The following is a 25,536-nucleotide window of genomic DNA, read 5'->3' as shown; positions in this document are numbered from 1 at the left end:
GCGGTGATCCCTCGATCTGAGGCCGAGACCTTATCCTATCCGCCGTGCGACACCAAGTGGTCCGCGTGGGCGCGAAGGGGTGTTTCGCGAATGAAGGCGCGCGTGGTCTCGTAGTCGACCACGCCGGCCTGACTGCCGAGCCCGGTGGCGTTCTGGGCCGAGCTTGCCTGGGCGATGCGAACGCAGTCTTCCGGGTCCAGCCCCTTCACCAGCCCGGTCGCGAAGCCGCCGTTGAAGCAGTCGCCGCAGCCGCAGGTGCACTTCACGTCGATGACGAAGGAGGGGGTGTGGAACTCGTGCCCGGCGCGGTCGCGGTAGAAGGCTCCGTCCGCGCCGAGCGTGAGGATGACGCAGTTCGCGCCACGCTCGAGCAGGAAGTCGGCGAGATCCCGGTTGTCCGTGAGGCCGGACAGCGCCTGCGCCTCTTCCTCAGAGGGGAGAAAGAAGTCGGTGTGCGGCAGAAGCCGTTCCACCTTCGGCAGGTCGTCGGGGGTGGAGGCGAAGACGTCGAGGGTCGTGATGACGCCGCGCCGCTTCGCCTCGGCCATGATTTCTTCCGTGCGGCCGCTGTCGTCCATCCGGTTCATGAGGCCGACACCGCCCACATGCAGGATCCTTGTGTCGAGCAGGTCGTCGACCTGATCGTCGTGGATGAAGAAGCCGTCCGTGGCACCGCGCTTGTGCAGGGCGGGACGGGCGCCGTCCGGACGCGTGGTGACGATGGAGGACGAGGTGGTGAACTCCGGGCATCTGGCCATCAGCGACGTATCGACGCCGAATTTCGCCAGCTTCATCATCACCCAGTCGCCCATGTCGTCATTGCCGACGCCGCCGACGGCCCGGGCCTTCAGTCCGTGCTTGGCGGCGACGATGACGGCCGATCCGGCCGCCCCCGAGACGGCGAGCGTCAGCTCCTCGACGAAGAGCGTTCCCCCGCCCGGCGGGATCTGCTCCACCGGACGACACAGGGCGTCGAAGGTGATGAAGCCCATGGAGGTGAAATCGAAGCGCGGGGTCATGTGAGATCCCTGATGCGATTGCCGTTTGCGTCGAAGAAGTAGAGCCGCTCGGGATCGAAGCCGATGGTGATCGGGCTGTCGATCGCGGCGCGGAAGTCACGCGCGGCCTTGACCTCGATCTGCCGCGTTCCCGTGTCAACGGTCAGATAGGTCACGTCGCCGGTCGGTTCCACGCCGTAGGCGGTGCCGGTAAGTTCCTGCCCGCCGACCGTGCAGTCCTCGGGGCGGATGCCGAGGGTGACGGGTCCCGCCAGCGCCTGCGGACAGGCGCAGGACACGCCCTCCGCCGTGAAGCGTCCGTCGCCGGCCTCGCCCGCGATCAGGTTCATCGGGGGAGAGCCGATGAACCCGGCCACGAAGGTGTTTGCCGGATCGCCGTAGATGTCGTCTGGCGTGCCCACCTGCTGGATCTCGCCCCGGTTCATGATGACGATGCGGTCGGCCAGCGTCATCGCCTCGATCTGGTCGTGGGTGACATAGACCGTGGTGACCCTGAGCTGGCGCTGCATGTGCTTGATCTGCACGCGCATGGAGGCGCGCAGCTTCGCGTCCAGGTTGGACAGGGGTTCGTCCATGAGGAACACCTGCGGCTGGCGCACCACCGCGCGGGCAAGCGCCGCGCGCTGGCGCTGGCCGCCCGACAGGGCGCCCGGCTTGCGCTCCAGGTAGTCGCCAAGCTCGACCATTTCCGCCGCCCGGCGGATGAGCGCGTCCTGGTCGCCCTTCGCCACGCCGCGCATCCGCAGGGGAAAGCGGATGTTTTCGTAGATCGTCATGTTGGGATAGAGCGCGTAGCCCTGGAAGACCATGGCCACGTCCCGGTCGCGGGCGTCGATCTTGTTGACGACCTCGTCGGCGATGATCACCTCGCCCTCGGTCGGATCCTCCAGACCGGCGATCATGCGCATGGTCGTGGTCTTGCCGCAGCCCGAGGGGCCGAGCAGGACGAGAAACTCCTCGTCCGCGATTTCCAGCGACATGTGCTTCACGCCCGTGAAGGTTCCGTATCGCTTGACGATATTCTCAAGACGGATGGAGGCCATGGCTCACCCTTTCACCGCGCCCATCGTCAGTCCGCGCGAGAGGTGCTTCTGGATCGCGATCACGAGGATCAGGATCGGCACGAAGGCGAGGAAGGAGACGAGGGCGATTGCATTGTAGATGACGCCGTCGGAGCCGCCGGTGAAGTTCGCCAGCGCCACGGACATCGTGTAGGCGTTGGCGGTGGAGGCGATGAGCAGCGTGAACAGGAATTCGTTGATCGCGAAGATCGCCGCGATGACGGCCGCGGTGATGATGCCGGGCAGACAGGCGGGAATGATGATCTCCCGCAGGATGGTGAGATCGCCGGCGCCGTCGGTGCGGGCCGCGTCTTCCAGTTCCTTCGGGATGTCGAGCATGTAGCTGCGGATGATCCAGGTCACCAGGCTGAGGTTGATGGCCGCGTAGACCATCATCAGCGCGAAGACCGAATCCAGCAGCCCGATCTGGCGGAACAGGAAGAAGATCGGCACCGCGACGATCGCCGGAGCCATCATCCGCGTCGACAGGATGTAGAAGCCGATGTCGTCGCGGCCGCGGAACTCGTAGCGCGACAGCGCGTAGGCGGCCGGGATCGCCAGCACCAGGTCGATGACCACCGAGCCCGAGACGGCCAGCAGCGAGTTGATGAGGTACCTGGCGACCGGCCAGTCGCTGATCAGCAGCCGCCAGGCGTCGAGCGAGAAGGTCGGCCAGTAGATCGGCTCCGGCACGATGATTTCCGTGCGCGGGCGGAAGCCGATGGTGAGGAACCACAGGATCGGTGCCAGGCACACCAGAGCCCACATGCCGAGAATGAGGTAGCGCAGGAGGCGGTTTTCGCCGCGCTTGCGTCTGAGACTGGCCATCACGACCTCCCCGAGCGGAATGCGCGTTTCACCACGGTCTGGGCAATGACGAGGGTCAGCGCCAGCATCAGTACCGAGGCGGCGGAGGCATAGCCGAAGTTGAACATGCGGAAGCCCTGCCGGTAGATGAAGAAGCTCATCGTTTCTGTGGCCCCGCCCGGCGAGCCCTGCGTCATGATGTAGACGTTGGTGAACATGGTGGTGATGTCGATGCCGCGCAGCGTGATGGCGACGACGATGATCGGCCGCATCATGGGCAGGGAGATGTTCCAGAAGATCGCCGGCCAGCTCGCGCCGTCGAGGCGGGCGGCCTCCTCGATCTCCTGGTCCTGCCCCTGCAGGGCGGCGACGAAGATGATGAAGAGGAATGGCGTCCACTGCCACACGTCGGCGACGATGAGCGTCAGCCGTGCCAGCCAGATGGACGAGAGCCAGTCGACGTTGCCGTCGACGAGGCCGAGTGCCATGAGAAGGTCGGAGATGACCCGCCCGTCATTGAAGGCGAGCTTCCAGATGTAGGCCACCGCCGAGGGCATGAAGAGCATCGGCATCAGGAACACGATGCGCCAGCCACGGATCATGGGGTCGCGATAGGCGAAATACGCCAGCGACATGGCGATGACAGCCTGCAGAACGAGCGAGATGCCGCCGATGACGGCTGTGTTGCCGAGCGCGGCCCAGAATTCCCGGTCCGTGAGCAACTGCTCGTAGTTGCCGAGCCCCGTGAAGGTCCAGTTCACGAAGCGGACCACATAGAGGCTCTGATAGACGGCGAAGATGCCGGGATAGAGCGTTATGGCAAGGAGATAGACCACCGCTGGCCCGACCAGAAGGTAGGGCAGGGCGCGCTTCAGCCGGGCCGAGCGCCGGCGCATCGGCCGGCGCGTGCCCGAGCGGTCGCCGGGGATGGGCGTTGCCATCCCCGGCCTGTCGTTTGCGGATGCGATCGACATGCGTGTCCTCAGAACGGCAGCGGCTTGCCGCCGCCCACATACATGCCCGGCGCCACGTCGGCATAGGAAACGGGGCCCTTGCCGCCGGAGAAGCCGTTCTTCTGCATGATGCGCTTCCAGGCGCTTTCGCCGTTCTCGAGCGCTTCCTTTGCCGAGATCTGGCCGGTCACGGCCCGGTTGATCTCGTTGCCGAGCACCTGCTCCATCTCGAACATGCCGGGCAGGCGCGGAGCGCACCAGGCGTGCTCCAGGCTGTCGGCCCACACCTTCATCGGCTGGCTGACGGCCCTGAGGCGTTCGTTGGCGAGCACCGACTTGTAGCCCGGGCCGACGCCGTTTGCGTTGGCCTCGTTCATGGCCATGATCGAGGCGGTGGTCAGGAAGGCGAGCATCAGGAACGCGCCTTCCGGGTTCTGCGACGACGCGGCCACGCAGGACGTGGAGCCGGCGATGTTCGGCGGGGCGAACACGCCGCCCTCGATACGAGGCTCGTAGATGGTGACGAAGTCGCCGACGATCTTGGACTGGTCCGGGCGCATGGCCTGGGTGCCGCTGTCCTGCCAGGAGACGGAGGAAGCGATCTGCCCGCCGAGCCAGGCGGCGCGGTTCTCGCCCCAGCCGGCGCCGGCCGTGCCTTCGATCGCGTTCTTCTGAAGCGCCATGATGATGTCCATGGCCTTCATGCCCGCGTCGCCGGCAAGGGTCGGGTTCCAGTTCTCGTCGAAGAGCTTCAGGCCGGCCTGGGCCGCAATGTGCTCCCAGGTGTAGGTGGCCCAGAAGCCGCGCGCGAGCATCAGGCCGACGCCCGCGACGCCGCCGCCGAGCTTGTTGGCCTCGCCGGAGATGCGGATCAACTCGTCATAGGTCGGCACGGAGGTCGCCCGGTCGATCTCGCCGCCCAGGATCGGTTCCATGATCGACTTGCGCAGATGCACCATCTGGATGTCGCAGTCGAACGGGATGCCCACAAGCTGGCCGCCGAAATAGCCGTAGTTCAGGCGGTAGGTGTCATAGAAGTCGTCGAGCGGCAGGCCCCACTTGGCGGCATAGTCGTCGAGCGGCGCGAGGAAGCCCGGCGCCGCGAAGTCGCCGAGCCACGGCGAGAAGAACTGCAGCGCGTCGAAGGAGGCGTTGCCGGAGATGAACTCGGCCACGGCCTTGTCGTAGAAGCTGTCGTCCGGGATCGGGACCAGCTCGACCTTGATGCCGGAGAGCTGCTCGAAGGGCTTCAGACCCTCGGCCGCGGACTCCTGGTCGGCCGCGCCGATGGCGAAGCGCACGGTCTTGCCGGCCTGCTCCTGGCGCACCTTTTCCCAGTCGACGGTACGGATCCAGTCCATGGCCGGATCCCAGAGCGGCTCGTCGGACATGTCGTAGAGCTTGCGGTAGTCGGCACGCACGTAGTCCTTGACGGAAATGCCGTCGAGAACCGTCTGGATGTCCGGCAGGCCCGACTGGGCAAAGGCGGGCATCTTCAGGCCGAGGGCGCCGGAGGCAACCCCGAGGGCCGCGCCGGCGCGCATGAACGAGCGACGGGACAGGCCCGTCTTCTGCACTGTCATTTTCTGCATCCTCCCTTGCGATCAATAAAGCAGGTGACCTGCAGCCCGACAAGCCGCTCGGGGGCGTGCGCTCCTCAACGCGCGCCTGGCTCGTGAAAGGCTTGTGTGAACTTTCGTTACACAAAAACATCATGTGTGCACGCGCATGAGCGTGTCAACAGGTTTCGGCTCGGCAAATATGCTGCGATGCAGAATGAACTTTTGATTGACAGAAAAACACATGTGCATACTTTTGGGCTCCGGAACTGGAGGAGAAACAACATGCCCACGAATGTCGCCCTCACGGGCCTCGCCCGCGACCTTGCCGCCCGCGCAGAGGGCGGAAAGCCGATCCGCATCGGGCTTGTCGGGGCGGGCGAGATGGGCACCGACATCGTCAGCCGCGTCGCGCACATGCAGGGAATCACTGTCGGCGCGATCAGCGAGCTGAAGCCCGGCGCCGGCGCGAAGGCAGTGGAGATCGCCTGGGGCGATGCCGACCGTACCCGTGCGGTCGGCACGGTCGATGCCGCCAACGCGGCGATGGAGGACGGACGGGTCGCGCTCACCGAGGATGTGAACGTGCTGCTCGAATCGGGCCTCATCGACGTGGTGGTCGACGCCACCGGCGTTCCCGCCGTCGGCGCCGAGATCGGCCTGTCGGCCATGGAGCGCGGCAAGCATCTGGTCATGATGAATGTCGAGGCCGACGTGACCATCGGCGCCTATCTGCGCGCGGAGGCCGAGCGCCTTGGCGTCGTCTACTCGCTCGGCGCGGGAGACGAGCCTTCGAGCTGCATGGAACTGATCGAGTTCGTGTCCGCCATGGGCCACCGCATCGTGTCGGCCGGCAAGGGCAAGAACAACCCCCTCAACATCGACGCGACGCCGGATGCCTATGAGGAAGAGGCGCATCGCCGTCACATGAATCCGCGGATGCTGGTCGAGTTCGTCGACGGCTCCAAGACCATGGTCGAGATGGCGGCGATCGCCAATGCGACCGGCCTGGTGCCGGACAAGCCGGGGATGCACGGGCCGGCCTGCTCGCGCGAGGAACTGAATCAGGTTCTGGTGCCCGAAAGCGCGGGCGGCGTTCTCTCCTCCGGCGAGGGCCGGGTCGACTACACCATTGGCAAGGGCGTGGCGCCGGGTGTCTTCGTGGTTGCGGAGATGGATCATCCGCGCATCTGGGAGCGGATGGAGGACCTGAAGATGGGCAAGGGGCCCTACTTCACATTCTTCCGTCCCTACCACCTGACCTCGCTTGAGGTGCCGCTCACCTGCGCCCGCGTCGTGCTCTACGGCAAGGCCGACATGGTGCCGCTGGAGCGTCCCGTCGCCGAGGTCTGCGCGGTCGCCAAGCGCGATCTGCTGCCGGGCGAGAAGCTCGACCAGATCGGTGAGTATTGCTACCGCGCCTGGATCATGACCGCCGAGGAGGCGCGCGCCGGTTCGGCCATTCCCTGCGGGCTGCTCGCGGGTGCCACCGTCACGGCGTCGATCGCGAAGGGCGCCCTCATCACCACCGCCAATGCATCCGTGCCGGCCGACAGCCGGATCGCCGCGCTGCGCGCGCGCCAGGATGCCATGCTGGGTCTTTGAACATGACGAAACGAGACGATACCGCGCAGGAGGGAAGCGACAACCGCCCCTTCGCGATCCGCACCTACGCGCCCGAGACGCTGCGTGAGGCGCTGAAGCGCATGTACCTGATCCGCCGCTTCGAGGAAGGCGCCGAGCAGAGCTACATGCGCGGGCTCATTCACGGCACCATGCACCTGTCCATCGGCCAGGAAGCGAGCGCCATGGCAAGCTGCATCGAGCTTACCGACGCGGACAAGATCACCTCCACCCATCGCGGGCACGGTCACTGCATCGCAAAGGGCGCGGACGTGGCGCGCATGTTCGCCGAGTTCTTCGGCAAGGAGACGGGCTATTGCCACGGGCGCGGCGGGTCGATGCACATCGCCGACGTGGCCACCGGCAACCTGGGAGCCAACGGCATCGTCGGTGGCGGACTTCCCATCGCCGTCGGCGCGGCGCTTTCGGCGAAGCGGCTCGGGCGCGACGACGTGACGATCTGTTTCTTCGGGGACGGGGCCAACAACGAGGGGGCCTTCCACGAGGCCCTCAACATGGCCGCCATCTGGAAACTCCCCGTCATTTTCGTCTGCGAAAACAACAAGTACGGCATGTCCACCTCGATCGAGCGTGCCACCGCCGTCAAGCGCATCTCCGAGCGCGCGGCCGCCTATTCGATGCCGGGCGTGACCGTGGATGGAAACGACTTCTCGGCCGTTGCAGAAGCCGTGCATGTCGCCATCGCCCGGGCACGCTCCGGGGAAGGGCCTAGCCTGGTGGAGAATATGACCTACCGCTGGCGCGGACATTCGAAGTCCGACCGAAACAGGTATCGCACCAAGCAGGAGATCGAGGACTGGATGGAGCGTGATCCGATCTGTCGCTTCGAGGAGGAACTCGTGGCCCATGGCGTGATCGACGCCGAGGAGGCGGCGGCGATTGCCGCGGAGGCCGAGCAGCTCGTCGAGGCCGGCATCGAGTTCGCCAAGTCGAGCCCGTCCCCGAGGCTGGACGACCTGACAGCCAATGTCTACGCGGAGGCATGAGATGAACGCTCCCCAGGCGACCCCTGCCGTGCCGGCCGACACCGCTGGCGCCCCCCGCATCCTGTCCTATGCCGAGGCGGTGCGCGAAGCGATGGCGATCGCGCTCGAGAGCGATCCCGCCGTCGTGCTGATGGGCGAGGATATCGGTGTCTACGGCGGCGCCTTTCAGGTGACCCTCGACCTTGTCGACCGCTTCGGACCCGAGCGGGTGATGGACACGCCGATCTCGGAGCTCGGCGGTGCCGGCGTCGCGGTCGGTGCCGCGCTCACCGGCCTCAAGCCGATCTTCGAGTTCCAGTTCTCCGATTTCGCCACGCTCGCCATGGAGCAGATCGTCAACCAGGCGGCGAAGCTGCGGTACATGCTCGGCGGCGAGGCGTCGGTTCCCGTCGTCTTCCGGATGCCGGCAGGATCGGGCACGGGGGCGGCCGCCCAGCACAGCCAGAGCCTCGAGGCCTGGTTCGGCCATGTTCCGGGCCTGAAGGTCGTTCAGCCGTCCACGCCGGAAGATGCCAAGGGCCTGCTGCTCGCGGCCCTGGCCGACCCGGACCCGGTCGTCATCTTCGAGCACAAGTTGCTTTACAAGATGAAAGGCGAGGTGCCGGAAGGCCACTACACGACGCCCATCGGCAAGGCGGCGGTGCGGCGGAAGGGCTCCGACCTCACCATTGTCGCGAGCTCCATCATGGTTCATCGCGCGCTCGAGGCCGCAGAGAAGCTTGCGGCGGACGGCATTGAATCGGAAATCGTCGATCTTCGATCCGTTCGCCCGATCGATCACGAGACCATTCTGGCGTCCGTGCGCAAGACCGGCCACCTCATGGTCGTGCACGAGGGCGTCAAGAGCTACGGCGTCGGCGCGGAGATCAGCGCGATGGTTTCCGAGAGCGATGCCTTCGACTTCCTCGACGCGCCCATCCTGAGGCTGGGCGGCGCGGAATCGCCGGTTCCCTACAATCCCGATCTGGAGCGCGCGGCGGTGCCGCAGGCCGACACCATCGAGGCCGCCGCACGGCGCCTGGCGCGCGGCGAGGTCTGACCATGCCGGTCGAGATCATCATGCCGAAGGTCGACATGGACATGAGCCACGGTACCGTGGCCGAATGGCATGTCGGCGAGGGAGAGATGGTGAAGAAGGGCGCGGCCCTTTTCGACATCGAGACCGACAAGGCGGCTATGGAAGTGGAGGCGCCCGCTGAGGGGCGTCTGCATCACATCCAGGCACAGGCCGGCGCGCGCATCGCGGTGGGCACCGTCATCGCCTGGCTCTATGCGGAAGGCGAGGAGGTCGGCGATCCGCCGGTCGTCGCGACACCTGACAATGAAACAACGCGCCCGGCGGACCAGCCGGAGCACCCCCCGGTCCCTGACGTGGGGGCGGCAACGACGGGCGCGGATGGCGCGCGCCAGGACGGGAGGAGCTCCGCCTCCACGCCCGCCCGTCCGGCGCCGCCTGTCATTTCCCGTGAGGGCAAGGTCGAGGGTGCCGCGTTGCGTGCGACGCCGGCCGCCCGGGCCTTGGCCCGCGAGCACGGGCTGGATCTTGCCGGTCTTGAGGGCTCGGGCCCGCGCGGTCGTCTGCAGAAGCAGGATGTGGAAGTCGCGGCGGAGCAGGCGCGTTCCGCTTCCGGATCGCAGGCGTTGCGTCCCGCATGGTCGCCCCAGCCCGGCCCGCTCTCGATCACCCGCAAGCCGGGCGAGGGAACGCCGATCGTCCTGCTGCACGGATTTGCTTCCGACGGTCCGTCCTTCCTGCCGCTCGAGAAGGCACTCGGGCGCGGGCGGCCGGTCATTCGCATCGAGCTTCCCGGCCATGGCCGCAGCCCGCGCCGCAAGGTGGAAAGCTTCGCCGCGCTGGCGCGCATGATGGTCGAGGCCTTCGACGAGGCAACCGCCGGGCACGACAAGGTGCATCTCGTCGGCCATTCGCTGGGCGGGGCGCTCGCCATGGCGATTGCCGACGTGCGGGGACGCGGGATCGCGAGCCTCGGTCTCATCGCGCCGGCGGGCCTTGGGCCCGAGATCGACGGTGAAACCGTGCGCGGCATCGCGCGGGCCAGCCGCGAGGACAGCCTGGCGCCCTGGCTGCGGCGGCTGGCGGCGGATCCCGCGACCATCGGCGATGACTTCGTCAAGGCCGCGATGGCTCCGCGCCGCGATCCGGCCCTGCGCGCGGCCCAGCTCGCGCTTGCCGACGTGCTGTTTCCCGACAATGTTCAGGCGTTCGACCTGCGCCCGGCCCTGCGCCGGATCGCGTCCGGCGAGGACAATCTTCCGGTTGCGATCCTCTGGGGACGCCATGATGCCGTGATTCCCTGGCGTCAGGTGCTTGCCGTCGGCGGGGAATACGGTATTCATCTGGTGGACGATGCGGGTCACGTGCCGCATATCGAGTGTCCCGGGCGCGTGGCGCGGGTGCTTGGCCGCCTGATGAACGCGGCCGGGTCCGCGCCCTGACCTCGCCGCCCGCCAAGGAGAGCCAGGAAGGAACCCGGATGGAGGATGCATCGCTTGCCGTCGGCGCCCAGAACGAGGCCGACCGCCTGCGGGCGCGTGCCGTCTGGCTCTACCATGTGGAGGGCTGCACCCAGAACGAGATCGCCCGGCAACTGGGCGTGAACCGGGTGATGGTGGTGCGTCTTCTGGCGGACGCGCGTCGACGGAACGAGGTGCGTGTCTCGATCTCGGCACCGCTTGCCGAGCTTGTCGAGCTCGAGCGGGCGGTCGAGCGGAAGCACGGCATCGCGCGGGTGATCGTGGCTCCCTTTTCGGACCCCGAGGGCGATCCGGTGAAGGTGATCGCCGCCGCCGCCGGAAGCTTCATCTCGTCGGAGATGCGGCCCGGCATGACGGTTGGCGTCGGCTGGGGGCGCACGCTTTACAACACGCTTCCCTTCATCGTCGGCCAGACGCTGGAGAACTTCCGCGTCGTGTCGCTGCTTGGCGGCATCGCGGCGGCCCGGCGCTTCAACCCGGCCGAGTTCGCCTGGCAGTTCGCCGAGCTGTTTCAGGGGGAGGGCTTCCTCATTCCGGCACCCGCGGTGGTGGACAGCCCCGAAACCAAGCACGCGCTTCTCGAGCGTTGCGGCCTGGCGGCGATCTTCGAGATGGCGGACAAGCTGGACATCGCGCTCATCTCGGTCGGCGGAATCTCCACCCTCACCACGAGCTATCGCACCGGCTACCTGTCGGAAGCGGACCGCCGTTCGCTGGTCGATGCGGGCGCGGTCGGCGACGTGCTGTACAATTTCATCGGCGAGGACGGAGCGCTGGTCGATCACGAGGTGAACGCCCGTGCCATCGCGGTCAGCCTCGACCGGTTGCGGCGCACGCCGGAGCGGGTCCTGATTTCCGGCGGCCGCGACAAGCTCGTGGCGCTGGCGGCGTCGATCCGCACGCTGGAGCCCACGACGCTGATCACGGACGAGCAGTCGGCGCTCTGGCTGGCCGGCCGCTCGGCCTGAAACCGCAAAATTCAAGGCAACTTCCGGCGCGATTTTTCGAAGAATTGCGCGAAAATTGAGTCGGCTTGACGTGACGCCGGCCGAAGCGGAACCAGAACACGAAAAGGGCCGCCGGAGGGATCCGGCGGCCCTTGTCGTTCATGTCGCGGTCTCTCCCGGAGGAGATGTCCCCGCCTATTCGGCCGGTGCCGGTTCGCCCTTGTCCCCGTCCTTGCGGTCGCTCGTCTTGTCGTCCTTCCAGCCGACCAGCCGCATGACGAACATGAAGAAGACCGGCACGAAGAACACGGCAAGCACCGTGCCCGAGATCATGCCGCCCATGACGCCGGTGCCGATGGCGTTCTGGCTGCCGGCGCTGGCGCCGGTGGCGATCGCGAGCGGCACCACGCCGAGGGTGAAGGCGAGCGAGGTCATGATGATCGGACGGAAGCGGAGCTTGGCCGCTTCCACCGTCGCCTCGAACAGGCCGTGGCCCTCCGCGACGAGATCCTTGGCGAACTCGATGATGAGGATCGCGTTCTTGGCCGACAGGCCGACGATCGCGATCAGGCCGACGGTGAAGTAGACGTCGTTCGGCATCCCGCGCAGGGTCACGGCGGCGACCGAGCCGATGACGCCGAGCGGCACCACGAGCATGACCGAGACCGGGATCGCCCAGCTTTCGTAGAGCGCTGCCAGAAGCAGGAACACGAAGAGCACCGACAGGCCGATCAGGTAGGGCGCCTGGGAGCCCGACTGGATCTCCTGGAGCGACTGGCCGGTCCATTCGTAGCCGAAGCCCTGCGGCAGGGTGGCCGCGATGCGTTCCATCTCGGCGATGGCGTCACCCGAGGAATAGCCCGGAGCCGCCTCGCCGGAGATGCGGACGGAGGGATAACCGTTGTAGCCAACGATCTGGGCCGGACCCTTGCTCCAGTCCGCGGTGGCGAAGGACGACAGCGGGACCATGCCGCCGTTGTGGTTGCGCACCGAGAGATTGAGCAGGTCGTCGGTCTGCATCCGTTCGTCCTGATCGGCCTGGATCGTCACGCGCTGCATCCGCCCGGCGTTCGGGAAGTCGTTGATGTAGCTCGAGCCGAGGTTGGCCGAAATGGTCGCGTTGATGTCGGAGAAGGCGACGCCGAGGGCGTTGGCCTTCTCGCGATCGATCTGCAGGTTGACCTGCGCCGCGTCGGGCAGGCCGTCGATGCGCAGGTTGGAAACGATCGAACTCTGCGAGGCGGCGGCCATGAACTGGTCGCGTGCCTGCGCGAGCGCCTCCGTGCCCCGGCCGCCACGATCCTGCAGGCGGAAGGTGAAGCCGTTCGACGTTCCGAGACCCTGGATCGCCGGTGGTGCCAGCGCGAAGGAGATCGCGTCCTTGATCTGGAAGAGCTGGCCGTTGGCCCGTCCGGCGATGGCGCCGGCGGAATCCTCGGGACCGCGCTCGGACCAGTCCTTTAGCGTCACGAAAGCGAGGCCCGCGTTCTGGCCCGATCCGGAGAAGGAGAAGCCGAGAATGCTGACGATGCGCGTGACGGCGCTTTCCTTGCCGAAGATCTCCTCGACCTGCTTCATGACCTCCAGCGTGCGGTTGGCCGAAGCTTCCGGCGGAGCCTGGACGTTGACGATCAGGAAGCCCTGGTCCTCGACGGGCAGGAAGGAGGCGGGCAGGCGCATGAACGCCCAGCCGAGCCCGACGAGAAGCGCGAGGTAGATGATCATCATCCGCCCCGCCCGGCGCGACATGAAGCCGACGACGCCGCCGTAGCCGCGCGTGGTCTTGTCGAAGCCGCGGTTGAACAGGCCGAAGAAGCCGCCCTTGGAGTGATGATGCCCCTTGGGGATCTGCTTCAGGATGCTGGCGCAGAGAGCCGGCGTGAAGGTCAGTGCAAGGAAGCCCGAGAACAGGATCGACACGACCATGGTCAGGCTGAACTGCTGGTAGATGACGCCGACCGCGCCGGGGAAGAAGGCCATCGGCACGAAGACCGCCGTCAGCACCAGCGTGATGCCGATGATGGCGCCGGAGATCTGGCCCATGGCCTTTCGGGTCGCCTCGCGCGGGGGGAGCCCCTCCTCGGCCATGATGCGTTCCACGTTTTCCACCACCACGATGGCGTCATCGACGAGAATGCCGATGGCCAGCACCATGGCGAACATGGTGAGCACGTTGATGGAGAAGCCGGATGCCAGCATCACCGCGCAGGTGCCCAGCAGCGCGACCGGAACCACCAGGGTCGGAATGACCGTGTAGCGGAAGCTCTGCAGGAACAGGAACATCACCACGAAGACGAGGCCCACCGCCTCGATCAGCGTATGGATCACCTTCTCGATCGAGGCCTCGACGAAGGGCGTCGTGTCATAGGGGATGTCGTAGGTGATGTTGGCGGGGAAGAAGCGGGACAGCTCGTCCATCTTGGCCCGGATCGCCTCCGACGTCGCCATGGCGTTGCCGGTGGGGGAAAGCTGGATGCCGATCGCCGCCGACGGCTTGCCGTTGAGGCGGGTCGAGAAGTTGTAGCTCTCGCCTCCGATCTCGATGCGGGCCACGTCCGACAGGCGCACGGTGGAGCCGTCCGGATTGGCGCGCAGCACCACGTCTCCGAAATCGTCGATCGTGCTGAGCTGGCCGCGCACCTGCACGGTGGCGGAAATCTGCTGCGTGATCGGGTTCGGCTGGGCGCCGATGCGTCCCGCCGCCACCTGGGCGTTCTGGGCCTGAAGCGCGGCGCGCACGTCGTCGGCCGTCAGGTTGAGGCCCAGCATCTTGTTCGGATCCATCCAGATGCGCATCGCGCGCTGGGTGGCGAAGAGCTCCGCCCGGCCGACACCGTCGACACGGCGCAGCTCGCCGATCACGTTGCGGCTGACATAGTCGCCAAGCCCGATCACGTCGAGCGACCCGTCGCTTGACGTCAGCGAGATCACCATGAGGAAGCCGGCGCCGGCCTCCTCGACGTCGACACCCTGCTGGGTCACGGCCTGGGGCAGGCGGCTTTCGACACGCCGGATCGCATTCTGCACGTCGACGGCAGCCTGGGACACGTTGGTGCCGGGCCGGAAGGTCGCGGTGATGGAGATGCGCCCCGAGGCCTCCGAGGTGGACTCGAAGTAGATCAGGCCCTCGACGCCGTTGATCTCTTCCTCGATCGGACGCGTCACACTCAGATAGACGTCATCCGGCGAGGCGCCGGGATAGTTGGTCGAGATCTGGATCTGCGGCGGTGCGACGCTTGGATATTGCGAAACGGGCAGGAAGGGGATCGCGATCACGCCCGCGAGCGTGATGAAGATCGCGATCACCCATGCAAAGACCGGCCGGTCGATGAAAAAGGAGGGCATTTCAATCCAACCTTGCTCGTGCCGGACCGCCTGTCACCGGGAGGAGTGGCGGGCGGCCGGAGAACGGGAAACGGCCCGGGACAAACATCCGGACCCGGAGCGGGAGGGCGCGCACGCGAGCGCGCGCCCGTCGCGTCACTTGGCGGCCACTTCGGGCTGTCCTTCGGGCTTCCACGGCGTGCCGGACACCGGAGCGCCCGGACGCAGCTTCTGGAAGCCTTCGACGATCACCTTGTCGCCGGCCGAAAGGCCCTTGGTGATGATCCAGCGGCTGCCGACCACCCTGCCGGCCTCGACGGGGCGCATTTCCGCCTTGTCGTCTTCACCGATCACATAGACCTGGGCCTGGCCACCGGCATTGCGCTGGACGGCCTGCTGGGGAACGGCGAGGGCATCCTTTTCCTCACCCTGCTCGATGCGCACCCGCACATAGAGACCGGGAAGCAGTTCCGCCTTGGGATTGGGGAACTGGCCGCGCAGCGTGACCTGGCCGGTGGTGGCATCCACCGAGGCCTCGGAGAAGAGCAGGCGGCCGGGATGGTCGTACGGCGTGCCGTCGTCGAAGAGCAGCGTGACATTGGCCTCGCTCTTCGCCGTGTCCTCGAACTCGTTGGAGTCGAGCAGGCGGCGCAGCTTGCGGATCTGGTTCGCGGACTGGGTGAAGTCGGCATAGACCGGATCGAGCTGCTGGATGGTGGCCAGCACCTCCGTCCCGTTCGGTCCCACCAGAGCCCCCTCGGTGAGCATCGCGCGACCGATGCGGCCCGAGATGGGCGCGCGAATGTCGGTGTAATGCAGGTTCAGCTCCGCCGCCCGCAGTCCGGCCCGCGCGGCCGCCACGTCGGCATCCGCCTGGGCGAGCGTCGCGATGGCGGTCTCGAGCTGCTGGGCGCTCGAGACGTTGCGCTGGCGCAGCTCCTTCTGGCGGTCCGCCTGCTGGCGGGCCTGAAGCTGGGCGGCCTCGGCGCGCTGCAGCGTGGCCTTGGCGCTTTCCACCTGGACCCGGAACGGTTCCGGGTCGATGCGGTAGAGCACGTCGCCTTCCTTCACCATGCCGCCCTGCTCGAAGACGCGCTCGACCAGGATGCCGGAGACGCGCGGACGCACCTCGGCGATGCGTGTCGGCGCGACACGGCCGGGCAACTCGTTGGTGATGGTCAGCGTCTCGGGCTGAACCTCGACGAAGCTCACGCCGACCGGAGGACGCGCCGGTGCGCCGCCGCCCTGCGACTGGCTCGCGCTCTCGTCGTTGCAACCGGCGAGAAGGACGGCAACCGCCGCAATGGCGATCAGGTTCTTTCGCATTCCCAGTACCTCTTCAACGGGCCGGGAGACCACGCCGGGGACCGCGTCTCGCGCAGCACCGTCCGGGCGTCCGTGACCGGCAAATTCCATGTTTCCGATTGAGCTTCACGCGCCCGTTTCCCGACAGCCGACGGTTTCCGTCGGTTGTCCTGTCGCCACGTCCGCGCCATCCGCCGGCTCCGGTCGCTGCGCAAGCAGCCGACCGATGTCGCTGAGCAGGGTGGCACGCTCCTCCTGCGCCCATGAATGAAGTCCGAGCCATTCCAGCGACCTGAGCCCCTCAAGGGCAAGGAAGGCCAGCATTGCACCGCGCGGCTCGGCGGCGGTGGTGCTGACCTCGCTCAGGGCTGAGCAATAGGCTTTCCGGATCGGTCCGCGCAGCTCCTCATCCTGCGCGAGCGAGGCCAGAAGCCCGAAGGTGAGAGCCCGATCCTTGTCCGGGAGCGGGTCCGATGCAAGAGCAATTCGCGCCCTGAGATACGCGTCCGGGCCGTCCAGGGAGGAGGCCTTCGTACGCACGCGGGTTTCCTTGCACTCGATGCAGCGCTCGATCACCGTGCGGATGAGCGCCTGCTTGCAGCCGTAGTCGTAGAGAACGCTGGCTTTGCTGATGCCGGCTTCAACGGCGACCGCGTCAAGCGTGAGCCGCGCGGCACCGTCGCGGATCACCACGCGCTCCGCCGCGTCGAGCACCGCTTCCCGGTCGATTGTCCGCCTGCGTCCCATGGGGCGTCTTTTCCGGTCTTCGAGTTCGTTTCCGACCGGGTGGTTATATATATTTTCGGACGCCCGGCAAGACGCGTATGCCGAGTTTTGCGGTCGCCTTCGCGCGTGTTGCAAAGATGCACGCCCGCAACCGTGAAGGGGCGGTCTCCGGCTCGCATCGCCGCGGCGCGATGCAGGCGGGAAATCCGCGCGAATGGGGCGGGAAAGTCGGTGTCCCGCCATTGACCCGTTCTTGCCGCGCCACGTAGACTTGCGCCCGTTTTCCACCCCCGCCGACAGGATGTGGTTTTTCCGATGATCGAGTTTTCCCAGCGTTTTGGCGCGCCGCTCGCACGCCTCGCCCGTTCCGCCGCCCGCGTTCTCGCGCTCGCCGGCGTCCTCGCCCTGGGGGCCGCACCTGGCTACGCGCAGACCGCGCCGGCAGCCGGGGATGGCGCCACCGCGCCGGCCGAGAACTGGGTCGTCCAGTGCGGCGAGGCGAAGGAAGGCGCGCCCAAGCAGTGCCGCGCGCTCCAGAACATCGTCATGAAGGACAGCGGCCAGCGGTTGCTGACCGTCGTGGTCGAGCCGCGCGAGGGGGCTCCCAATCATGCCATCGTCGTTGCCCTGCCTCACGGTGTCTTCCTGCCGGCCGGCGCGGTCATCAAGATCGATGACGGCGCGGAGCAGAAGATGGTGATCCAGACCAGCGATGCCAATGGTGCCTACGCCGGAATGGCGATCTCCGACGAGATGCTCGCCGCCATGAAGAAGGGGCAGCGGCTGGTCATCGGCTTCAAGACCGCGCAGCAGCAGGATCTCGCCATCCCGGTGACGCTGATCGGCTTCACCGCCGCCTACAACAAGCTGGCGCAGTAAGCGGCCGGGCCTTGCGGTCCGCCTGACGTTTCCGGTTTTGGGCCGGCGCCACCAGGCGCCGGCCCTTTCGTATCCGGTCAGGTGTCCTCCTCCGCGCGCAGCACCATGTGCGGCGTCCCGTCGGAGGTTGCGGAGGCCGAACAGCCCTGGCCGTCGAGCGTTGCCGTCACCTGGCGACGTAGTGCCGAGAAGCTCTCGAACCGCACCACGTCCACCGCCTCGTCGAAGCGCACCGTCACCCGCGTGCGTCCGGGCCCCACCCGCGAGAGCGCGATGATCTCGCCCCGGAACGGCTGCCCGAGATAGCGCCCGCGCACCCGCTGGCGCAGGCCGAAGGAGGATGGCGACGCCGGTGCCTTCGCCGGTGCCGCGGGTGGCGGCACCTCCGTCGCGGCGAGCCGGGCGTGCAGGGTGTTCCAGTCGCGCGCGCCGTGCTGGTGGGCGATAAGCTCCAGCGCCTGCGAGTGCGACACCGGCGTTCCGCGTGTGGCGAGTGCCTCGCGCAGGGCGCGCGCCTGCGCGCGGGCCGAGGCAAGGGCGGCGGGTTCCTGTCCGCGATCGCGTTTCATGCCGCTCCCTCCGCGTTGCCGGCTGCGGTGCCGGCTATCCGGCTGGCCATCTGGTCTCCTGCGGGCGTGTCCCTGCCGCCGGTGCGCCACAAGACGCACGCGAGGCCGACGGCGAGAGCCGCCATGGCCGCATCCGCCAAGGGAAAGGCGTACCAGATCGCCGTGCGACCGGCGAGCAGGGCCAGAAGCGCAACGAGTGCTGGAAGCATCAGGAACGGCTTGGTCAGCGTCAACACCGCCGCGCGCCCGGGCCGGCCGCTGCCCTGCAGGTAGAAGGCGGCCACCAGCAGCGGTCCGGATGTCACGTAGAGGGCGGCCATGACCGGCAGGATCCGCGTTGCCACGGCAACCGGACCGGGATCCGGCAGAAAGGCTGCGGACATGCCGCCGGCTCCCATGACGAAGGCGACCTGTACGGCGAGGCCGAAGGCGGCCGCGCCCGCAAGCGCCGTCACGAGCACCTTTCGCGCCCTCGCCGCGTCGCGGGCCCCGACGGCCGCGCCAGCCAGGGTCTGGGTCGCGAGCGCGAGTGCCAGGAACGGCAGGAAGGCGAAACCGAACAGGCGGGTCGCAAGCCCGTAGGCGGCGATCTCGTCGAGCGCCTGCGGGCCGCCGAAGCCGTTCAGCGTGGCAAGCACCGCCGTGGCGACCGTGGCGATGCCGGCAAGGCCGAGGCCGAGCGGCGCGCCCTCGCGCAGCATCGCGGACCAGTCGTCCCGCGAGAGCAACGCCCGCCAGTGCGGCCGCAGCGCGTCGGGCGTGCGGGCGCGCAGTCCGGCGAGCAGGGCAAGGCCGGCCACCTGGGCGAGAACCGTGCCGATGGCGGTGCCGGCCACCGCGAGACCGGCGCCCAGCACGAACAACGTGTCGAGGGCGATGTTCGCCCCGGTCACCACCACGGACAGGAGCGCCACGATGCCGGCCCGTCCTTCGGCGCGGAAGGCGTCCGCCTGAATGGCAAGCAGGAACTGCACCGGCGTGGCGCCGACGAGGATCGCCAGATAAAGCCAGCTTTCGTGCGCCACCGCGCCCGGAACACCGGGACCCGGCAGGGCGAGGCGCCAGCCGGCCAGCGCGAAGACGGCAATGGCGAATACGGCGAGCGCGAGCGCCAGTCCGTGTCCGCCGGCAAGAAGGGCCGCGCCCCGGGCGCGTTCACCGGCACCCAGATGACGGGACAGGCGGCCGGCCATGCCGCCGCCGACGATCATCGCGAGCGCGTTGATCAGCATGAGAACGGGAAAGGCGAGGCTGACGGCGGCCATCGCCTCCGCGCCCACGAAACGGCCAAGCAGCACCGCGTCGGCAAGGCCGAGCAGCCCGTTGAGGCTGAGGATCAGGGCAAGGGGAAGCGCCTGGCGCAGCAACGCAGGTGCGGGCGCGCTGTCAAGCAGGGCCGCCGGGCGCGGTTTCGGCGCCGGATCGGTCGGGGATGTCATGTCTCACTCCTCGCAAGGAGCGTTTCGTCTTGGGAGGGGGCCCGCATTGCCCACCGTCGAAACGCTTCGAGGGTGAGATGAAAGGGCGCCGCAGGGGCGCTTTCGACCGGCTTCACCAGGACGCGGGACGCGTCTGCGGGCGGCAGGTGCCGGCAACCTGTCCGCGCTATCTAGGCGCCAAGGCCGCATCTGTCAACGCCGGGGCGTCCGGAGAAAGGTGCCGGGAGCAAGGCAGGGGCAAGACAGAAGGGGGCGAGGGGGAGAACCCCCTCCGCCCGGATGCAGGGGATCAGGCGGCCTTGCCGGCTTCCAGAAGGCGCAGCAGCGTCGGCCAGTTGCGCATGGACAGCAGGTGGCAGTAGATCGCCGAGAGGGTGCCGGAATGGCGCAGGTCCAGGAAGGCCGCGTCGTCGAGCGCGTTGAAGCGGGTCTCGTCCACGACGCGGAAGTCGTTCACCGTCAGCACCTCGCCGGAGGGCAGGGTAAAGCGGCCCTCGTTGGGCACCAGCAGGTCATGCTCGGCGAGCTTGGCGAGCACCGCCTCGCTCTCGCGGGCCTCGCGCTGGTAGGCGGCGCAGAACTCCAGCGCCTTCTTGGTGATGTCGGAGGGCTCCAGGCCGTCGAACAGGGCCGTTTCCTTGTCCGTCCCCACCTTGTCGCTGTCCATGTCGAGGCAGAGCGTGAACTCGCTGCCCTCGTCGTTGCGCGCCAGGATGAAGGGATAACGGCGGATGTAGGAGGGGATATAGGTGTCCTCGACCCACTTTCCGGCCGCGTCGACGAAGACGTTCATGTCCCGGCGCAGGCCGAGCACGGCGATCGCCGCCGGCTTTTCCGTGGTGGCCGCGAAGACGATCGGGTAGTGACGCGAGGCGGATGCGAACTCGACCGCGTTCAGCGGCGCCGCATGCGTAGTGCCCGCGAACCGGTAGTCGGGGGCGAGCGTCACGCGGGTCTCGCCGTGCAGTTCCGCGCGCAGCGCCACCGGCCGGGAGTAGAAGAGCGGAAGTCCGGTCGGGGCAGGGGTGCTGGCGTCGCTCATGCGGTCTGGTCCTCGTGCAATCGGTTCAAATCCGTGGTCGCGGCAAAGGGCGGGATCTCGCCTCATGCACCCGCGCAATCGGCCCCCGGGAGAGAGCCGTGAAGAACAGGCGGCCGTTGACGCAAGGGTGCGCCGGTCCGCCACGCGCCCGTTCTAGCTGCATGGGCCCCGGTTGCCTAGGGTGTGGACCCACAAACGGCGCCTGAACGCCGTGAAAACGGTGGGGAGCGCGCGCCCCGTGGCCGACGAACCTCATGCACCCTCCGGGCAACGGCCTGTGCGCGGATCCCTCTTCCTCCCTTCCACCTCAGGCTGAAGACCTCTAGGATCGCGCGCAAGGCGTAGTCCGCATCTTGCACCGGCACAGGCGATCCGCATTCCATGACCGACAGACCAGACGAGCGCGACGCCGCGAAACGCCCCGTTGCAGCCGGTGTCGTCCATCGCGGGGAGACCTTTCGCGATGCCGAGATCCTGGTGGACGGACGTGCCTTCGAGGGGTGCGTCTTCGAGCGCTGCCGGCTGGTTTATGCCGGCGGGGCGACACCGGTCATCAACGGGTGCCGGTTCTCCGATTGCGCCTGGACGTTTTCGGGTGGAGCCGCCGACACGCTCGCCATGCTGGCCGGACTCCATCAGGGCGGTTTCGCGCCGATGGTGGAGGCAACGCTCGAGGCGGTGCGCAAGGGAGCGGTCGCAAGCCGGCCGGCCGCGCCGGCGGCGGAAGGCGGTGGTGGCAAGGCGCAGCGCATGATCGATCTGGGCTTCGGGCGCTTTCCGGTGCCACGTGTCCTGGTTCGCGGCCCGGGCCGGGCATGAGTGCGGCCGGCTCCCGGGCCGGCCTTGAGAAACGGGGAGAAGAGACATGAGCGGAACCGGTGATCCCAGCGAGGAGATCGCGCGCCTGACGGCCGAAACCTTCGAGGCGGAGCGTGGCAAGCCGCTGCCGCTCGCCGGTGCGCCGGATGCGGCGCTCACGGTTGTCGACGTGAGCCGCCTGGCGCATGGATTGCGCGAGGGCGGCGCCTTTTCGGTGCTGCTGGAGGGGCCCTCGGCCATGCCGCTGGAGCAGGGCCTGCACGAGGTTCTCATCGCGGAAAAGACGCTGCCGCTGTTCCTGGTGCCGCTGCTGCGCGATGGCGATGTCATGCAGTACGAGGCGGTCTTCACCTGAGCCCGCGCAAGGGCGGAACCGCCGCCGTCGGGCGGTCGCCGGCGGTCCTCACGGCCGCTGGCCGGGCCGCCAGTGCAGCAGGTGATAGATGCCCTTGTCCTCGCTGAAGGCGAAGCCAAGCCTGCGGTAGAGCCGCATGGCACGGTTGTTGTGTTCGACGTGAATGCCCACGGCACGCCCCTCCCGCTCCGCCATCGCGAGAACATCCGCCAGAAGTGCCGCGCCGAGGCCTCCGCCGCGCGCCGCCGGAAGCAGGGCGATGTCGATGATCCGGATTTCAGAAGGCCAGCGCTCCAGATAGAGCCTGCCGATCGCCTCGCCTTCCCGCTCGACGATGAACCACGCCGCGTCGGGATAGTTCTGCATGTAGTGGGTGTGCTGGGCGTGGAACTGCATGTCGAGGAAAGCGGTCTTTTCCGCCTCGCTCCACGGCACGGGAGCGAGTTCCTCGGCGCGTGTCGATGCATACAGCCGGCTCAGGAACGCGAGATCCGCGCTGCCGACGCTGTCGGCCGTGAAGGCCCGAAGGGCAAGACCCGCCCCGCGCGCCGACGGAAACTCCGCCGGCGTGAAGGGGGCGCCCGTCGATGCTGCGTCCGTGGTCGTCATCTCAGCTGTCAGGCGGCGTGAGATCGCGCACGATGCCGTAGGTGAAGATGCCGGAGGAGGCGATCTGGCTCCAGCCGGCTCCCCATGTGGTGGAGTTCAGCGCTGTCTGGCTGATCAGGGACACCGAGTTGTTCTGGGAGGCGCCCAGGAAGTAGCTCAGCCGCCCGTCGGAATTGTAGTCCATCGCAGCCAGTCCGAAGCCGGACGCCGTCGCGATCTTCTGCCATCCGTTCCAGCGCTGGCCGGCCACGTGGGTCTGGAGATTGGCCCATATGCCGCCGTCCTGCGCGACGGCGACGAGCATGATGAGGCCGTCGCCGTCGAACCCGCTGGTCACATTGATCAGCGTGGTGTCGGTCATGCCGGGCTTCGTCCATTCCGACCAGCCTTCCTCGTCGGGAACGGTCTGGCGCAACTGCGCGACCTCGTTGTCCGATGAGACCATGAAGATGTTGATCGCGCCCGTGTCGTCGAGCACGCCGCAGGGGATCGACTTCGCGGTTCCGCTGGTGGCGTCGTCGATACGCTCCCAGCCCGTCCAGTCGCCGGCGGTCAGCGACTTGAGCTCGGTCTGCGCGTTGACATGCACCTGCGCCTGCGCGGGGTTCTGTCCCATGGCGATCAGCATGATGCGCCCGCTGGCGTCGTTGACGAGGCTGATCCGCGAGACGTCACCCGCCGAAAGTCCGGTCCAGGAACTCCAGAGCGTTGCGGGCGGGGCGGGAACCTCGACCGTGACCTCGATCGGCGTGTCCGTGCCCGGAGGCGTGACCCACTCGGTCTTCTTCTGCGTGGTCAGGGGATTCTGGTAGCACCACCAAACGATCCCGCTGTCGGCGTCGACACCGAAGATCTCGACGCGTCCGGACGGACCGCGGCCCATGACGAGCTGCTGGAAGCCGGCGACGCCGTCGGGCATCCCGAGGTCGTGCGGCGCGTTCCAGCGCTGGCCGCCGCCCGGTGCCTGCTCGACGGCTTCGTCGATGTAGTGAACGGATGCGGGCGAGCCGGTGGTCTGGGCGACCATGGCAACGCGACCGTCCAGTGTCGATCCGGTGCCGAGCACGATATAGGCGTGGCCGGTGTCGATCGGCGTCAGCGTCCCGGTCCACGGGCCGTTGGGCGCGATCTGTGCCGTCCAGACAAGCTGGTTGTTGTCGGAACTGATGCCGACCATCATCAGCCGGGACAGTTCCGCGAACGGCGTCTCGCCGACCTCGATCTCGATCATGTCCCCATGCTCACCGGGGATCTGCCGTGTCTGGCTCATGCGTCTTCTCCCTGTCTTCCGGCCGGGCCGGTCGTCGCCTGGGGCCTGAAAGGGCGCGCGGAGCGACGGATCATCCCGCGCGCCGCCCTTCAGCCGCGCGACGGATAGAGGCCCTGAAGCGCGATGATGAAGTTCATCGCCAGATAGGGCTGCATGTTGTTGTGCGCCTGGCTGCCGCCGGCGTCGGTGATCGTCTGGTAGGCCATGCTCGTGTTCGCCGTTCCGGTGGCGTAGGCCAGGCTTCTGGCCCGGCCGAACGTGACGTTGGACGCGGGCTGGGTCTCGTCGGCGATCAGGGTGCTGGCGAAGAGCGAGTGCGAGTGGTTGGGCAGTTGTGCCTCGGTCAGCGTCACCGTCTCGGTGCCGCCGCGCTGGCCGAGCCGGCGGGAGGTCAGGCCGGGGCCGCGCCCCTGGTGCATCGGCGCCCGGCCTTCCATGTTGGGAAGGGCGGTGGTGGTGCGCCCGTCCCCGCCATAGGTGGTGCCGATGAGCGAGAACAGGGCCGTGTTCTGCGAGATTGGCAGAAGCTGGCCGTTGCAGAAGGCCCAGCCGCGCGGGGCGAAGTTGCCCGCGAAGATCCGGATTTCCGCGATGAAGGGTTCAGACATGACGGACCTCCCTCAGTGCCGGCTCGGATACACGCCGAAAAGCGCGATAATGAAACTCACGCAAAGATAGGGCTGCATGTTCGTGTGCGAACGACTGCCGCCCACATGGCTGAGCGAATTGACGGCCATGTTCGTGACCGGCGTTTCCGTGGTGAAGATCGGCGCGATCTGATCCGCGAGCACACGGCCCGTCGGCATGTCGTCGGTGCCGGAGGTCTGCATCGCCCTGAAGTCATGGCCGTGGCTCGGCATCTGGTTCACCGTCAGGGTCACCGTTTCCGAGCCGCTCTTGGAGCCGAGCCGCCGTTCCGACAGTCCCGGGCCCTGGCCCTGGTGGATGGGAATGCGCCCGCGCATGTCGGGCAGGCCGAAGGTCGTGCGGCCATCGCCGCCGTAGATGGTGCCAAGCAGGCTGAAAAGGGCGTCGTTCTGCGACACGGCCAGCAGCTGGCCGTCACAGAAGGCCCAGCCGCGCGGGGCGAAGTTGCCCGCGAACATGCGGATCTCGCCAACATAGGGCTCTGACATGAATTGGGTCCTCCCGGAAAACGGTTTGGGCGGAATGCGCCTGGCGCTGGGTCAGTTGCGTGAGGGGAAAAGCCCCTCGATCGCGATGCAGAACGAGACCGTCAGATAGGGCTGCATGTTCTGGTGCGCCTGACTGCCGCCCACATGGGTGACCGTGTTGCTGCGCAGGCTGGTGACGCTCGCGCCAGGGTCCGTGTACCCGGAGGGAAGATCGGCGAGATAGGCATTCTGCGGAATGGGCGTAGTGCCCGGTCCCGAGATTGCGTCGGCCGCATGCATGTGCTGCGGCATCTCGTTGACGCTGAGCGTATGCGTTTCCTCGCCCGACTTCTGTCCCTCGCTGTGATGGGCTCCGCCATCGGAACGCCCGACGTGGATCGGCGTGCGTCCGCGCAGGTCGGGCAGCGCGAAGGTCGTGCGACCGTCACCGCCGTAGGTGGTGCCGAGCAGGGAATAAAGCGACTGGTTCTGGCTGATCGGCAGGATCTGGCCGTCGCAGAACGCCCAGCCGCGTGGCGGGAAATTGAAGCCCATCATGCGGACTTCCGCGAGAAATGGTTCTGCCATGGCGCATACCTCCCGTTCTGTGCC

24 protein-coding genes are annotated in these 25,536 nt (G+C 67.5%); 8 read left to right on the top strand and 16 right to left on the bottom strand.

Going from position 1 to position 25,536, the window contains the following annotated elements:
- Nucleotides 1–35: 35 nt before the first annotated feature.
- The 5 genes from ACYX4S_RS15580 to ACYX4S_RS15560 all read right to left on the bottom strand — a co-directional run bounded on the left by ACYX4S_RS15580 (nucleotide 36) and on the right by ACYX4S_RS15560 (nucleotide 5,423).
- Nucleotides 36–1,019 carry a carbohydrate kinase family protein gene (locus ACYX4S_RS15580; protein WP_476360871.1) on the bottom strand — a complete coding sequence of 328 codons (984 nt, stop codon included), beginning with the start codon at nucleotides 1,017–1,019 and terminating at the stop codon, nucleotides 36–38.
- Nucleotides 1,016–2,062, bottom strand: coding sequence for an ABC transporter ATP-binding protein (locus ACYX4S_RS15575; RefSeq protein ID WP_476360870.1), 1,047 nt, complete (start codon nucleotides 2,060–2,062; stop codon nucleotides 1,016–1,018). Before ACYX4S_RS15575 ends, ACYX4S_RS15580 begins: the two co-directional genes overlap by 4 nt.
- A 3-nt stretch (nucleotides 2,063–2,065) precedes the next feature.
- Nucleotides 2,066–2,908, bottom strand: a complete 843-nt coding sequence (locus ACYX4S_RS15570; protein ID WP_422067731.1) for a carbohydrate ABC transporter permease — start codon at nucleotides 2,906–2,908, stop codon at nucleotides 2,066–2,068.
- Complete coding sequence (locus ACYX4S_RS15565) at nucleotides 2,908–3,783, bottom strand: carbohydrate ABC transporter permease (RefSeq protein WP_422070290.1); 876 nt, start codon at nucleotides 3,781–3,783, stop codon at nucleotides 2,908–2,910. The genes ACYX4S_RS15570 and ACYX4S_RS15565 overlap by 1 nt, the downstream gene beginning before the upstream one ends.
- Nucleotides 3,784–3,869: 86 nt before the next feature.
- Nucleotides 3,870–5,423 (bottom strand): ABC transporter substrate-binding protein, encoded by a 1,554-nt coding sequence (locus ACYX4S_RS15560; protein ID WP_422067732.1) that lies wholly within the window; start codon nucleotides 5,421–5,423, stop codon nucleotides 3,870–3,872.
- A gap of 261 nt (nucleotides 5,424–5,684) precedes the next feature.
- Here ACYX4S_RS15560 and ACYX4S_RS15555 point away from each other — a divergent pair, with 261 nt between their 5' ends.
- From ACYX4S_RS15555 to ACYX4S_RS15535, 5 genes are read left to right on the top strand one after another with little or no spacing between them, the layout of a single operon-like run.
- Nucleotides 5,685–7,004, top strand: a complete 1,320-nt coding sequence (locus tag ACYX4S_RS15555) for an NAD(P)H-dependent oxidoreductase (protein WP_476360869.1) — start codon at nucleotides 5,685–5,687, stop codon at nucleotides 7,002–7,004.
- 2 nt (nucleotides 7,005–7,006) lie between these two features.
- Nucleotides 7,007–8,029, top strand: coding sequence for a thiamine pyrophosphate-dependent dehydrogenase E1 component subunit alpha (locus tag ACYX4S_RS15550; protein ID WP_476360868.1), 1,023 nt, complete (start codon nucleotides 7,007–7,009; stop codon nucleotides 8,027–8,029).
- A 1-nt stretch (nucleotide 8,030) separates the two neighbouring features.
- Complete coding sequence (locus ACYX4S_RS15545) at nucleotides 8,031–9,068, top strand: alpha-ketoacid dehydrogenase subunit beta (RefSeq protein WP_476360867.1); 1,038 nt, start codon at nucleotides 8,031–8,033, stop codon at nucleotides 9,066–9,068.
- A gap of 2 nt (nucleotides 9,069–9,070) precedes the next feature.
- A complete protein-coding gene (locus ACYX4S_RS15540) occupies nucleotides 9,071–10,486 on the top strand; it encodes an acetoin dehydrogenase dihydrolipoyllysine-residue acetyltransferase subunit (protein WP_476360866.1) in 1,416 nt (471 codons plus the stop codon).
- A gap of 38 nt (nucleotides 10,487–10,524) precedes the next feature.
- Nucleotides 10,525–11,493, top strand: a complete 969-nt coding sequence (locus ACYX4S_RS15535) for a sugar-binding transcriptional regulator (RefSeq protein WP_476360865.1) — start codon at nucleotides 10,525–10,527, stop codon at nucleotides 11,491–11,493.
- A gap of 174 nt (nucleotides 11,494–11,667) precedes the next feature.
- Here ACYX4S_RS15535 and ACYX4S_RS15530 read toward each other — a convergent pair whose 3' ends face one another.
- The 3 genes from ACYX4S_RS15530 to ACYX4S_RS15520 form a co-directional block, all read right to left on the bottom strand.
- On the bottom strand, nucleotides 11,668–14,817 hold the full coding sequence (locus ACYX4S_RS15530) for a multidrug efflux RND transporter permease subunit (protein ID WP_476360864.1): 3,150 nt from the start codon (nucleotides 14,815–14,817) through the stop codon (nucleotides 11,668–11,670).
- 135 nt (nucleotides 14,818–14,952) lie between these two features.
- Nucleotides 14,953–16,122: an efflux RND transporter periplasmic adaptor subunit gene (locus tag ACYX4S_RS15525; protein WP_476360863.1), complete on the bottom strand. Its 1,170-nt coding sequence runs from the start codon at nucleotides 16,120–16,122 to the stop codon at nucleotides 14,953–14,955.
- A 105-nt stretch (nucleotides 16,123–16,227) separates the two neighbouring features.
- Nucleotides 16,228–16,848 carry a TetR/AcrR family transcriptional regulator gene (locus tag ACYX4S_RS15520; protein WP_476360862.1) on the bottom strand — a complete coding sequence of 207 codons (621 nt, stop codon included), beginning with the start codon at nucleotides 16,846–16,848 and terminating at the stop codon, nucleotides 16,228–16,230.
- Between the two features lie 294 nt (nucleotides 16,849–17,142).
- Between ACYX4S_RS15520 and ACYX4S_RS15515 the strand changes: the two genes are divergently transcribed.
- Nucleotides 17,143–17,706, top strand: a complete 564-nt coding sequence (locus tag ACYX4S_RS15515; RefSeq protein ID WP_422067741.1) for an invasion associated locus B family protein — start codon at nucleotides 17,143–17,145, stop codon at nucleotides 17,704–17,706.
- Nucleotides 17,707–17,783: 77 nt separating this feature from the next.
- Here the strand turns inward: ACYX4S_RS15515 and ACYX4S_RS15510 are convergent, their stop codons facing one another.
- The 3 genes from ACYX4S_RS15510 to ACYX4S_RS15500 all read right to left on the bottom strand — a co-directional run bounded on the left by ACYX4S_RS15510 (nucleotide 17,784) and on the right by ACYX4S_RS15500 (nucleotide 20,756).
- Entirely contained in the window at nucleotides 17,784–18,275 is a 492-nt protein-coding gene (locus ACYX4S_RS15510; protein ID WP_476360861.1) for a glyoxalase superfamily protein, read from the bottom strand.
- On the bottom strand, nucleotides 18,272–19,714 hold the full coding sequence (locus ACYX4S_RS15505) for an MATE family efflux transporter (protein ID WP_476360860.1): 1,443 nt from the start codon (nucleotides 19,712–19,714) through the stop codon (nucleotides 18,272–18,274). The genes ACYX4S_RS15510 and ACYX4S_RS15505 overlap by 4 nt, the downstream gene beginning before the upstream one ends.
- Nucleotides 19,715–20,003: 289 nt before the next feature.
- A complete protein-coding gene (locus ACYX4S_RS15500; protein WP_476360859.1) occupies nucleotides 20,004–20,756 on the bottom strand; it encodes a SapC family protein in 753 nt (250 codons plus the stop codon).
- Between the two features lie 381 nt (nucleotides 20,757–21,137).
- Between ACYX4S_RS15500 and ACYX4S_RS15495 the strand changes: the two genes are divergently transcribed.
- Both ACYX4S_RS15495 and ACYX4S_RS15490 read left to right on the top strand, forming a co-directional pair.
- On the top strand, nucleotides 21,138–21,575 hold the full coding sequence (locus ACYX4S_RS15495; protein ID WP_476360858.1) for a hypothetical protein: 438 nt from the start codon (nucleotides 21,138–21,140) through the stop codon (nucleotides 21,573–21,575).
- Between the two features lie 46 nt (nucleotides 21,576–21,621).
- Nucleotides 21,622–21,930, top strand: a complete 309-nt coding sequence (locus ACYX4S_RS15490; RefSeq protein WP_476360857.1) for a DUF6916 family protein — start codon at nucleotides 21,622–21,624, stop codon at nucleotides 21,928–21,930.
- Nucleotides 21,931–21,978: 48 nt separating this feature from the next.
- Here ACYX4S_RS15490 and ACYX4S_RS15485 read toward each other — a convergent pair whose 3' ends face one another.
- The 5 genes from ACYX4S_RS15485 to ACYX4S_RS15465 all read right to left on the bottom strand — a co-directional run bounded on the left by ACYX4S_RS15485 (nucleotide 21,979) and on the right by ACYX4S_RS15465 (nucleotide 25,512).
- Nucleotides 21,979–22,539: a GNAT family N-acetyltransferase gene (locus ACYX4S_RS15485; protein ID WP_476360856.1), complete on the bottom strand. Its 561-nt coding sequence runs from the start codon at nucleotides 22,537–22,539 to the stop codon at nucleotides 21,979–21,981.
- A 1-nt stretch (nucleotide 22,540) separates the two neighbouring features.
- Nucleotides 22,541–23,809 carry a DUF8189 domain-containing protein gene (locus ACYX4S_RS15480; RefSeq protein ID WP_476360855.1) on the bottom strand — a complete coding sequence of 423 codons (1,269 nt, stop codon included), beginning with the start codon at nucleotides 23,807–23,809 and terminating at the stop codon, nucleotides 22,541–22,543.
- Nucleotides 23,810–23,898: 89 nt separating this feature from the next.
- Nucleotides 23,899–24,417: a phage tail protein gene (locus ACYX4S_RS15475; RefSeq protein WP_422067749.1), complete on the bottom strand. Its 519-nt coding sequence runs from the start codon at nucleotides 24,415–24,417 to the stop codon at nucleotides 23,899–23,901.
- A 12-nt stretch (nucleotides 24,418–24,429) separates the two neighbouring features.
- Nucleotides 24,430–24,945: a phage tail protein gene (locus ACYX4S_RS15470; protein WP_476360854.1), complete on the bottom strand. Its 516-nt coding sequence runs from the start codon at nucleotides 24,943–24,945 to the stop codon at nucleotides 24,430–24,432.
- Between the two features lie 51 nt (nucleotides 24,946–24,996).
- Nucleotides 24,997–25,512 (bottom strand): phage tail protein, encoded by a 516-nt coding sequence (locus tag ACYX4S_RS15465; RefSeq protein ID WP_476360853.1) that lies wholly within the window; start codon nucleotides 25,510–25,512, stop codon nucleotides 24,997–24,999.
- Between the last annotated feature and the right edge of the window lie 24 nt (nucleotides 25,513–25,536).

Source organism: Stappia sp. ABD4_338 (assembly GCF_056312175.1).
The sequence above is the reverse complement of the archived record's forward strand: the minus strand, read 5'-3'. Positions and strand labels throughout refer to the sequence as shown.

What these genes read in the sequence shown, in the direction of transcription:
- ACYX4S_RS15580 (WP_476360871.1), bottom strand. Translation starts at nt 1,019, where the DNA reads ATGACCCCGCGCTTCGATTTCACCTCCATGGGCTTCATCACCTTCGAC.
- ACYX4S_RS15575 (WP_476360870.1), bottom strand. Translation starts at nt 2,062, where the DNA reads ATGGCCTCCATCCGTCTTGAGAATATCGTCAAGCGATACGGAACCTTC.
- ACYX4S_RS15570 (WP_422067731.1), bottom strand. Translation starts at nt 2,908, where the DNA reads ATGGCCAGTCTCAGACGCAAGCGCGGCGAAAACCGCCTCCTGCGCTAC.
- ACYX4S_RS15565 (WP_422070290.1), bottom strand. Translation starts at nt 3,783, where the DNA reads ATGCGCCGGCGCTCGGCCCGGCTGAAGCGCGCCCTGCCCTACCTTCTG.
- ACYX4S_RS15560 (WP_422067732.1), bottom strand. Translation starts at nt 5,423, where the DNA reads ATGACAGTGCAGAAGACGGGCCTGTCCCGTCGCTCGTTCATGCGCGCC.
- ACYX4S_RS15555 (WP_476360869.1), top strand. Translation starts at nt 5,685, where the DNA reads ATGCCCACGAATGTCGCCCTCACGGGCCTCGCCCGCGACCTTGCCGCC.
- ACYX4S_RS15550 (WP_476360868.1), top strand. Translation starts at nt 7,007, where the DNA reads ATGACGAAACGAGACGATACCGCGCAGGAGGGAAGCGACAACCGCCCC.
- ACYX4S_RS15545 (WP_476360867.1), top strand. Translation starts at nt 8,031, where the DNA reads ATGAACGCTCCCCAGGCGACCCCTGCCGTGCCGGCCGACACCGCTGGC.
- ACYX4S_RS15540 (WP_476360866.1), top strand. Translation starts at nt 9,071, where the DNA reads ATGCCGGTCGAGATCATCATGCCGAAGGTCGACATGGACATGAGCCAC.
- ACYX4S_RS15535 (WP_476360865.1), top strand. Translation starts at nt 10,525, where the DNA reads ATGGAGGATGCATCGCTTGCCGTCGGCGCCCAGAACGAGGCCGACCGC.
- ACYX4S_RS15530 (WP_476360864.1), bottom strand. Translation starts at nt 14,817, where the DNA reads ATGCCCTCCTTTTTCATCGACCGGCCGGTCTTTGCATGGGTGATCGCG.
- ACYX4S_RS15525 (WP_476360863.1), bottom strand. Translation starts at nt 16,122, where the DNA reads ATGCGAAAGAACCTGATCGCCATTGCGGCGGTTGCCGTCCTTCTCGCC.
- ACYX4S_RS15520 (WP_476360862.1), bottom strand. Translation starts at nt 16,848, where the DNA reads ATGGGACGCAGGCGGACAATCGACCGGGAAGCGGTGCTCGACGCGGCG.
- ACYX4S_RS15515 (WP_422067741.1), top strand. Translation starts at nt 17,143, where the DNA reads ATGATCGAGTTTTCCCAGCGTTTTGGCGCGCCGCTCGCACGCCTCGCC.
- ACYX4S_RS15510 (WP_476360861.1), bottom strand. Translation starts at nt 18,275, where the DNA reads ATGAAACGCGATCGCGGACAGGAACCCGCCGCCCTTGCCTCGGCCCGC.
- ACYX4S_RS15505 (WP_476360860.1), bottom strand. Translation starts at nt 19,714, where the DNA reads ATGACATCCCCGACCGATCCGGCGCCGAAACCGCGCCCGGCGGCCCTG.
- ACYX4S_RS15500 (WP_476360859.1), bottom strand. Translation starts at nt 20,756, where the DNA reads ATGAGCGACGCCAGCACCCCTGCCCCGACCGGACTTCCGCTCTTCTAC.
- ACYX4S_RS15495 (WP_476360858.1), top strand. Translation starts at nt 21,138, where the DNA reads ATGACCGACAGACCAGACGAGCGCGACGCCGCGAAACGCCCCGTTGCA.
- ACYX4S_RS15490 (WP_476360857.1), top strand. Translation starts at nt 21,622, where the DNA reads ATGAGCGGAACCGGTGATCCCAGCGAGGAGATCGCGCGCCTGACGGCC.
- ACYX4S_RS15485 (WP_476360856.1), bottom strand. Translation starts at nt 22,539, where the DNA reads ATGACGACCACGGACGCAGCATCGACGGGCGCCCCCTTCACGCCGGCG.
- ACYX4S_RS15480 (WP_476360855.1), bottom strand. Translation starts at nt 23,809, where the DNA reads ATGAGCCAGACACGGCAGATCCCCGGTGAGCATGGGGACATGATCGAG.
- ACYX4S_RS15475 (WP_422067749.1), bottom strand. Translation starts at nt 24,417, where the DNA reads ATGTCTGAACCCTTCATCGCGGAAATCCGGATCTTCGCGGGCAACTTC.
- ACYX4S_RS15470 (WP_476360854.1), bottom strand. Translation starts at nt 24,945, where the DNA reads ATGTCAGAGCCCTATGTTGGCGAGATCCGCATGTTCGCGGGCAACTTC.
- ACYX4S_RS15465 (WP_476360853.1), bottom strand. Translation starts at nt 25,512, where the DNA reads ATGGCAGAACCATTTCTCGCGGAAGTCCGCATGATGGGCTTCAATTTC.